7 protein-coding genes and 1 pseudogene are annotated in these 8,693 nt (G+C 73.0%); 4 read left to right on the top strand and 4 right to left on the bottom strand.

What is annotated here, in order from left to right:
* A pseudogene (locus tag ACFW2E_RS34120) lies at positions 1–249 on the bottom strand (hypothetical protein); the annotation flags it as partial.
* Positions 250–320: 71 nt separating this feature from the next.
* Between ACFW2E_RS34120 and ACFW2E_RS34115 the strand changes: the two are divergent.
* Entirely contained in the window at positions 321–1,265 is a 945-nt protein-coding gene (locus tag ACFW2E_RS34115) for an MBL fold metallo-hydrolase (RefSeq protein ID WP_384471981.1), read from the top strand.
* A gap of 207 nt (positions 1,266–1,472) precedes the next feature.
* Here ACFW2E_RS34115 and ACFW2E_RS34110 read toward each other — a convergent pair whose 3' ends face one another.
* Complete coding sequence (locus ACFW2E_RS34110; protein WP_384471978.1) at positions 1,473–2,165, bottom strand: GAF and ANTAR domain-containing protein; 693 nt, start codon at positions 2,163–2,165, stop codon at positions 1,473–1,475.
* A 311-nt stretch (positions 2,166–2,476) separates the two neighbouring features.
* Between ACFW2E_RS34110 and ACFW2E_RS34105 the strand changes: the two genes are divergently transcribed.
* Positions 2,477–4,612: a SpoIIE family protein phosphatase gene (locus ACFW2E_RS34105; RefSeq protein ID WP_384471975.1), complete on the top strand. Its 2,136-nt coding sequence runs from the start codon at positions 2,477–2,479 to the stop codon at positions 4,610–4,612.
* Between the two features lie 27 nt (positions 4,613–4,639).
* Here ACFW2E_RS34105 and ACFW2E_RS34100 read toward each other — a convergent pair whose 3' ends face one another.
* Together ACFW2E_RS34100 and ACFW2E_RS34095 are read right to left on the bottom strand one after the other, a co-directional pair.
* A complete protein-coding gene (locus ACFW2E_RS34100) occupies positions 4,640–5,521 on the bottom strand; it encodes a YegS/Rv2252/BmrU family lipid kinase (RefSeq protein ID WP_384471972.1) in 882 nt (293 codons plus the stop codon).
* A gap of 88 nt (positions 5,522–5,609) precedes the next feature.
* The gene (locus ACFW2E_RS34095; protein ID WP_384471969.1) at positions 5,610–7,205 is read right to left on the bottom strand and encodes an FAD-binding oxidoreductase; all 1,596 of its coding nucleotides are present in this window, start codon (positions 7,203–7,205) and stop codon (positions 5,610–5,612) included.
* 78 nt (positions 7,206–7,283) lie between these two features.
* On the opposite strand from ACFW2E_RS34095, the gene ACFW2E_RS34090 reads away from it, so the two are divergent.
* Positions 7,284–7,883: a TetR/AcrR family transcriptional regulator gene (locus ACFW2E_RS34090; protein WP_384471966.1), complete on the top strand. Its 600-nt coding sequence runs from the start codon at positions 7,284–7,286 to the stop codon at positions 7,881–7,883.
* The coding region (locus ACFW2E_RS34085; RefSeq protein WP_384471963.1) for an FAD-dependent oxidoreductase at positions 7,880–8,693 on the top strand (814 nt) is incomplete at its 3' end. The genes ACFW2E_RS34090 and ACFW2E_RS34085, both read left to right, overlap by 4 nt.

Here is an 8,693-nt window from a genome sequence, read left to right as displayed (position 1 = left end):
GGGCACCTGCCGACGCCCCGGTCGGGATTCCGGGGCCTCGGCCAGGACCAGACGGCGGTACAGGCCTTCGGGGACCGGCCGTCCGGCCGCGACGCGTCCGGCGGCGTGGTCGCGGAGCACGCGGGCCGGTTCGGTGTCGCCGCGGGCCCGCGGGTGCGGGTCCGCCGTCCTGTCCAGGGGATGGCCGACCGACCGGGTACCGGTGCACGGAGCGTCGATGCGATGATCGCGGCGAGGTCCGTCGAGCACGGGAAGAGGTCACCGGCCGCTTCCGTGCCCCGAGTTCGCCGCCCGCCCCACCACCACGACAGGAGCCCACAGTGAGCACTGTCCATCATGACGTCACCCAACTGCCCCCGCCCCGGGTCGAGGAGGTCAGCGACGGGGTATTCGCCTACATACAGCCCGACGGGGGCTGGTGGATCAACAACACCGGATTCCTCGTGGGCGAGCGGGGGGTGATCAGCGTGGATGCCTGCTCGACGGTGCGTCGTACGCGCGCCTATCTGGAGGCGATCTCCACCGTCACGCCGCAGCCGGTGCGGACGCTGATCAACACCCACCACCACGGCGACCACACCTTCGGCAACCATCTGTTCGGCGGTGCGACGATCGTCGGGCACGAGGCCACCCGGGCGAACATCCTGGAGTGGGGCGGTCCGAAGTTGACGGCGCCGTTCTGGACCGAGGTCGACTGGGGCGACATCGTCCCGGAGCCGCCGTTCCTCACCTACACGGATTCCGTGACCGTGTGGTCCGACGATCTGCGCGCCGAGGTACGCCACGTCGGAGTGGCCGCCCACACGACCAACGACTCGATCGTCTGGCTGCCGGAGCGGAAGGTGCTCTTCAGCGGCGACCTGCTGTTCAACGGCGGCACCCCGTTCCTCATGCAGGGATCCGTGGCCGGTGCCATCCAGGTGCTCGAGGAGGTGGTCGAGCCGCTCGGAGCGACGACCGTCGTCCCCGGGCACGGAGACGTGGCCGGTCCCGGCCTCATCGACGACGTGCTCGGCTACCTGCGGTTCGTACAGGCCACGGCGAAGGCGGGCCGCGACGCCGGGCTGTCGCCCCTGCAGGCGGCTCGTGAAGTGGACCTGGGCCCGTACGCCGACCTGCTCGACAGCGAGCGCATCGTCGGGAACCTCCACCGGGCGTACGCCGAGCTGGAGGGCGGCCCGCTGGGCCGACGCATCGACGCGGCTGCCGCCCTCACCGACATGGTCGCGTACAACGGTGGGCGTCCTCTCAGCTGCCTGGCCTGACCGAACGGACGCCGCACCGGGCCGCACCGCGGGTACGCGGGTACGCGGACCCACGGCGCGGCGTCCGTCCGGCGTCTGCAGCCGCCCTACGGGGGGAGCCGGGCCCTGCAGTCGTGGCCCACTGCGAGTCGTACCGCGCGTCGGCCTCGTGCGCGGCCGGGAAGGTCGCGTGGGGCAGGTCGCCGGACGCCTCCACGGCAGGCCCAGTCACACCTCGCCGTCGGACCGGCGCCGGATGTGGTGTGCCACGTCGCGGAGCTTGATGTTGTGGTTCTGCGAGAGACGTCGCAGAACGGCGAAGGCGTCGGACTCGCTGAGCCGGTGCCGTTCCATGAGGATGCCCATGGCCTCGCCGATGGCGTGCCGGGTGTCCAAGGCGTGTTCCAGCTGGTCCTGGGTGCGCGCGCTCGCCAGGGCCACTGCCGCGTGCGAGGCGAACATCCAGCCCGCGGTCTCGCTCGCCGGAGTGAAGACGCCGGGTCGGTGCGAGTACAGGTTCAGTGCCCCGAAATCGTCGTCGTGGGTGTAGAGGAGGAAGCCCATCATGCTGCCGAAGCCCAGATCACAGGCCGCGGGGGCGAAGCGGGGCCACTTCGGCTGGGGCTCGGTGAGGTCCGGGATGCGGTAGACACGGCCGTCGTCGCTGTGGCGAGCGGCGTCGAAGCACGGCCCCTCGCCCAGCTCCCCCTGCAGCCGGTCGGACTCCTCGACGTGGTCGCCGCACGCGGACAGGGTGGTGACCCGGCCCTTGCTCAGCGTCAGGACCCCGGCGGCATCGCACCCCTCGACCAGTTCCACCGCGGCGGCGGCGATGCGGTCGAGCGTGGCGTCCAGGGTCTCCTGCGCCAGCAGGTCGCGAGCGAGCAGGGCCATGCGCTCGGCAAACTCTCGCCAGTCCACACGTATCACCTCGTCCGGTCTCCTCGTCCGACCGTTTGCCCCCGTATCAGCATGGCGCACCTTCCGTCTCAGCATGGCGCACCTTCCGTCGTCGGTCCGCGCGCCCGGTCGACCGGAATCCGATCGCTGCGCCGCGCAGGGCATGACCCGCGCCGCCACGGTGCGCTCCGCACCCTTCTCACGTGCTGGGGTGTCTCGCCCCCCGATACCGGAGGACCATGGAAGCGCGGGCGCATGCAGCCTCGGCCGTGCCACGCCCCAGGCCTGGGCGGCGGGTCATGCGGCACCAGCCGCTGGAAGGAGGGCCAGCGATGAGCGCAGCCGAGCAGCCTCCCACGGGCCACGGACCGGTGGGCGGCGGCCGGGCGCAGGACGAGCCCCCGTACGAGACACCGTTCCAGGACGGTGCGTCGCAACCGAGCGGGTTGATGGACGTCCTCGGTGTGGCCGCGGTGCTGCTGGACGCCGAGGGCCGGATCGTACTGTGGAGTCCGCAGGCCGAGGCCCTGTACGGCTACACCGCGGAACAGGCGCTGGGTCAGTACGCCGTCCAGGTGCTCGTCCGTGAGGAGCACTGGGACTGGGTGATCAAGACGTTCGCCGAGGTGATGGAGACCGGCCGGAGCTGGGCGGGCACGTTCCCCATCCGCTGCGCGGACGGCAGCACACGCCTGGTGGAACTGCGCAACATGCGGCTGCTGAACGACCGCGGTGACTTCTACGCGCTCGGACTGGGCACCGACTCCCCCAAGCTGCGCGAGCTGGAGAGGGACGTCGCCCTGTCCACGCGGCTGATCTCGCAGTCCCCCATCGGTGTGGCGATCCTGGACACCGAACTTCGTTACGTGACCGTCAACCCGGCCCTGGAGCGGATGCACGGCATTCCCGCGAAGGACCACCTCGGCCGTCGTTACCGCGAGATCATGAAGCCCGTGGCGTTCGAGAAGGCCGAGGCCGCGATGCGCCACGTCCTGGAGACCGGGGCGCCGCAGGTCGACGAGTCCACCATCGTGGGACGCACCCCGGCCGACCCCGGCCACAAGCATGCCTGGTCGATCTCGGCGTACCGGCTGGAGGACGCCCAGGGTCACGTCCTCGGGGTGGCCGAGTTGGTGGTCGATGTCACGCAGCGTTACGAATCCGCCAGGGAGGCCGGGGAGACGCGGCGGCGTCTGGCTCTCATCGCCGACGGTTCCGCCCGCATCGGCTCCACCCTGGAGGTCGAGCAGACGGCCCGGGAGCTGGCCGAGGTCAGCGTGCCCGACTTCGCCGACGTGGTCTCCGTCGACGTGCTCGACTCCGTGCTGGACGAGCACCGTCCGCGAACCCGCGCGGGCCCGGAGTTCTTCCGTGCCCTGGCGGTGAAGGCCGCCTATCCCGGCGACGCGGCCCGGGCCGCCGATCCGCCCGGGGAGATCGCGGCCTACGGTGCGGACCGGCTGGCGACCCAGTGCGTGCGCACCGGCCGGCCCATCCTGGTGGGTCACGCCGACGGCAGCGATCTGAGGCGCATCGCCCGCGACGAGCACGCCGCCACCCTGCTGGCCCGCGCCGGGGTGCACTCGTACCTCGCCGTCCCGCTCACCGCACGGGGCAGCACCCTCGGTTTCTTCGGTCTCACCCGGGCCCGTAGCCCGCGTCCGTTCGACGAGGACGACCTCGCCGTCGCCACCGAACTGGCCTCACGTGCCGCCGTGTGCATCGACAACGCCCGGACCCACCAGAGCGTGCGCAACGCCGCCGAGACCCTGCAGCGCAGTCTGCTCCCCGAGGTGCCGCCGCACCTGCCGGGCCTGACGGTCGCCTCCCTCTACCGGCCCGCGCAGGCCGCGTACGAGATCGGCGGCGACTGGTACGACGTCCTGCCTCTGCAGGACTCCAGAACCGGGCTCGTCGTGGGCGACGTGATGGGCAGCGGCATCGACGCGGCCGCCACGATGGGGCGCCTGCGCACCGCCACGGCGGCCTACGCCGATCTGGACCTCGAACCCGCCCAGATCCTCCAGCACCTCGACGCGATCACCGCGCGGCTGGAGCGGTACATCGCCACGTGCCTGTACGTCGCCTACGACCCCCACCGCGGAGAGTGCCGCATCGCCAGCGCCGGCCACCTGCCCCCCGTGGTCGTGCCGGACGGCGGGCGCCCCAGGCTGCTCGACCTGCCCACGGGCACTCCCCTCGGCGTCGGCGGCATCCCCTTCGAGAGCACCACGTTCCGGCTCGCTCCCGGCGATCATCTGGTCCTGTACACCGACGGGCTGGTCGAAAGCCGCGAGGACCCCATCGACGAGCGTCTCGACATCCTCCTGAGCCTTCTGGAGTCGCTCGACCGCCCGCTGGAGGAGACGTGCGACCGGCTCCTCCAGGGCCTGCGGCACCCCGGCGCTCCCGACGACGTCGCGCTGCTCATCGCCCGCGCGTGTCCCGTGACGCCGGATCGTTCCTGAGCCGCGCCGCCGGCGCGGACGCCCGCGTCAGTGGAGCACCTTGAGCGCCCCGGGCAGGACCCGCGCCGTGACGGGAAGGACGGCCTCCACCTCTCCGTCGGCGCCGTAGGGCACCGGGCGGTCGGCCTCGATGCGGATCTCCCGGCCGCGCAGGATGCGGACCTCGGGCCGTGCGACGTGGGCACCCGACTCCAGCTCGTTCATCAGGGCGAAGAACAGGTGCCGCGGGGCCTCGCTGATCATCACGATCTCCAGCGTGCCGTCGTCCACCCGGGCTCCGGGGGCGATCATGCGGCCGGAGCCGTAGTAGGCGGAGTTGGCGGCCACGACGGTGTAGCCCCGGTGGGTGTGTTCCTGCCCGTCGACCGTGACCCGGTAGTTCGCCGGGCGCCAGGTGGTCACGGCGCGCAGGCCTCCGGCGTAGTAGGAGGCGGCGCCGCGCAGCAGCCGGGAATGGTTGGCGTGGCGGTTGGCCAGCGCGTCGACACCCGCGTACACGCTGCCGAGGACGACGGTGCCGTCGTGGAAGGCCGACCGCACCTCGATGGTGTCGACCGGGCGCGGTTCCCCGTCCAGCAGGATCCGGGCCAGGGCCTCCGGGTCGGCGGGCAGCTCCAGAGCCCTGGCGAAGTCGTTGCCCCGCCCGGCGGGAACCAGGCCGAGCACCGTGTCGGTGCCGCTGAGGGCCCCGCCGATGCCGCCGGCGATGCCGTCACCGCCGACGGCGAGCACCACCCGTCCCCGCTCCCCCGCACCGCGCGCGATGTCCTGGGCGTGCGCGAGGCTGCGGCTGTACTCCGTCTCCAGTTCGGCCCCGGCCTCCCGCAGCACCCGTGCCACCTGGAGCAGCGCGGCCGCCGCGCTTGATCCACCCGCGGTGGGGTTGACGACGGCGGTGAACTGTCGCATGGGTGAGCCTCCGGGTGCGGTGATACGGGAGCCGACGTGCTGTGGGCTGAAACTGGGGGTGGAGCTGGGCGGACGGTAGCCGCCGGGGTCAGTCGGTGGGAAGCAGGACGCCGGGGTTGAGGAGCTGGTCCGGGTCCAGCGTCCGCTTGACGGCCTTGAGGGCCTCCACGCCCAGGGTGCCCGCTTCCCGGACGTACCAGTCCCGGTGGTCGGTGCCGACGCCGTGGTGGTGGCTGATGGTGCCGCCCGCGGCGAGGATCGCCTCGTTGGCCGCCTCCTTGGCCGGCGCCCAGTGGGCGACCGGGTCGTCGCCCTGTGCGCTGACGACGGTGAAGTACAGCGAGGCGCCGTTCTCGTACACGTGCGAGATGTGGCACATGACCAGGGGCGGTGTGCCGGCCTCGGTGAGGGCGGTGGTCAGCGCCGTGCGGACCGAGGCGTACAGCCCGGGGATGCGCGACCAGAAGGCGGCCGTCTCCAGGGTCTCGGCGAACGCCCCCGCGTCCAGCAGGGCGTCCCGCAGGTAGGGCGCCGAGTAGCGGCCGTGCGCCCAGCGTTCCCCCGGTTCCGTGCCGGCGTGTGTGCCGCCGCAGTCGCGCAGTACGGCGGAGGCCCGTTCCCGGCGGTGGGCGGTGTCCTCCTCGGTGCCCTCGTATCCGACGATCGCGAGGCATCCGGCGCTCGGCTGCGCGCCGTCGCTTCCGATGGCTTCGGGCTGGGCGAGTCCGATCAGCGTCTCGGTCTCGTCGGACAGGCGCAGCACCGTGGGGCGCGGTCCGTCCTGGGCGAGCCGGCGCAGGGCCGCGCTGCCTTCCTCGAAGGAGGCGAAGCGCCAGCCCTCGTACACGCGGGTGCGGGGCTGGGGGCGCACACGGACGGTGACCGAGGTGATGACGCCGAACGCTCCCTCGGACCCGAGGACCAGCTGGCGCAGATCGGGGCCGGCGGCGGAGCGCGGGGCGCGGCCGACGTCCACGGTGCCCTCGGGGGTGGCGAGGGTGAGGCCCAGCACCATCTCGTCGAAGCGCCCGTATCCGGCCGAGGCCTGGCCGCTGGAGCGGGCCGCGGCGAATCCGCCGATCGTGGCCCACTCGTAGGACTGCGGGAAGTGGCCGAGCGTGAAGCCGTGTCCGGCCAGGAGGCGCTCTGCCTCGGGGGCGCGCAGGCCGGGCTGCAGGGTGGCGGTGCGGGACACCGGGTCGACCTCGACCAGCCGGTCCATGCGGCGCAGGTCCAGGGCCACGAAGGGGCCCCGTCGCGCGGGTGCCAGGCCGCCGACGACGGACGTGCCGCCACCGAACGGCACGGCGCGCAGGCCGTGCCGGGCGCACACCCGCAGGAGGGCGAGGACCTCGTCGTGTCCGGCGGGGAGGACGACGGCGGCCGGGATGTCCGAGACGTCTCCGGAGCGGATCCGCAGGAGGTCGGGGGTGGACTTGCCGCGGGTGTGCCGGATGCGGGTCTCCGCGTCCGTGCGCACCTGTGTCTCGCCGCCCACCGCGGCGGACAGCTCCTGGAGCACCTCGGTGCCCAGCGGTGTGCCGGGGACGGAGATCTCCTCGAGCCTGAGCGGTTCGGCACTGCGGGGCTTGACTCCCAGCAGATCGCGCAGCAGCCCGATCACCGTCTCGGGCAGCGGTGCCGCCTTGGCCGGGTCACCCCAGCCACTCCACAGCATGTCCATGGCGGTTTGTCCTCATCGGTCGTTTCCGCGCCGTGCCCGTCTGCCGGGCGCCGCCGCAAGGGCGTTACACTGTTACACATGACGCCTATTCGTCACAACCATGGGGGCAGCGATCCGGTGCTCGACGCGGTGCGCGACTGCGTGCTGGCCGTCGGCGTCCGCCGCACGACCCTGACCGACGTGGCCCGCCGCGCGGGCGTCTCCCGCATGACGCTCTACCGGCGCTGGCCCGACGTGCGCAGCCTCGTCGGCGACCTGATGACACGTGAGTGGATCGGCGTCGCCACGGGCGCCATGCCCGAACCCCGGCCGGACCGGACCGCGCGCGACCAGATCGTCGAGGGACTGGTGAACGGCGTGCAGGCGTTCCGCGCCCACCCGCTCTTCCGCAAGATCGTCGACGTGGACCCCGAGCTGCTGCTCCCCTATGTGCTCGACCGTCGCGGAGCGAGCCAGGAAGCCCTGCTGGAGCTGCTGGTCACCGGCCTGCGGGAGGGTCACACCGACGGGTCGGTGCAGGCCGGCCATCCGCAACGACAGGCCCGCTCGCTGCTGCTGATCGTCCAGTCCTTCACCCTGTCGCTGCGGACCATGACCGACGAGGACGACCCGGACCTGACCCCCGCCGCCTTCCTCACGGAGCTGCGGACCATCCTGGAGAGGACCCTCACCCCATGAGCGCCACCAGCAGCCCGGCCGACGCGGCCGCCCCCGTCCCCGGCTCGTCCCTGTCCGCCGCGCGTCGCTCGCGCGAACTGGCCGGGTCGGTCGGCGGACCGGAAGTGGACGTCCTGGTCGTCGGACTCGGCGCCACCGGCGCCGTGGCCGCGCTCGACGCGGCGGCGCGCGGGCTGACGGTCGTCGCCGTCGACGCGCACGACCTGGCCTTCGGCACATCGCGCTGGAGCTCGAAGCTGATCCACGGCGGCCTGCGCTACCTGGCCTCCGGTCAGCTCGACGTGGCCCACGAGAGCGCCGTCGAACGGGGCGTGCTGATGGAGCGCACCGCGCCCCACCTCGTGTCCGCCCAGCCGTTCGTGCTCCCGCTGACCCCACTGGTCTCACGCGGTCAGGCAGCACTCGCCTGGGCCGGGTTCCGGGCCGGCGACACGCTGCGCCTGGCCGCCCGCACGGCTCGCGCCACCCTGCCCGGCCCCCGGCGTCTGTCCCGGGTGGAGACCCGCCACCTGGCCCCCGCTCTGCGCGCCGACGGACTGCGCGGCGGTCTGCTGTCCTGGGACGGCCGGCTCACCGACGACGCCCGTCTGGTCACCGCCCTCGCCCGCACCGCGGCCGCGCACGGCGCCCGGATCCTCACCCGGGTCAGGGTGGTGGAGCTGTCGGGATCGGGCGCCCGCGTCCGCGACGAACTGACCGGCGAGGAGGGCGAGATCCGCGCCCGCGCGATGATCAACGCCTCCGGGGTGTGGGCGGGCGAGCTGGTCGACGGCATCCGCATCCGGCCCTCCCGGGGCACCCACCTGGTGC

The sequence above is a fragment of the Streptomyces sp. NPDC058964 genome (genome assembly GCF_042741275.1).
Lineage (GTDB): Bacteria > Actinomycetota > Actinomycetes > Streptomycetales > Streptomycetaceae > Streptomyces.
Note: the sequence above shows the minus strand (reverse complement) of the source record. Positions and strands in the feature narration are given on the sequence as shown.

Bases quoted from the DNA above. Each gene is read 5' to 3' on its own strand.
- ACFW2E_RS34105 (WP_384471975.1), top strand. From the start codon at position 2,477: ATGAGCGCAGCCGAGCAGCCTCCCACGGGCCACGGACCGGTGGGCGGC.
- ACFW2E_RS34100 (WP_384471972.1), bottom strand. From the start codon at position 5,521: ATGCGACAGTTCACCGCCGTCGTCAACCCCACCGCGGGTGGATCAAGC.
- ACFW2E_RS34095 (WP_384471969.1), bottom strand. From the start codon at position 7,205: ATGGACATGCTGTGGAGTGGCTGGGGTGACCCGGCCAAGGCGGCACCG.
- ACFW2E_RS34090 (WP_384471966.1), top strand. From the start codon at position 7,284: ATGACGCCTATTCGTCACAACCATGGGGGCAGCGATCCGGTGCTCGAC.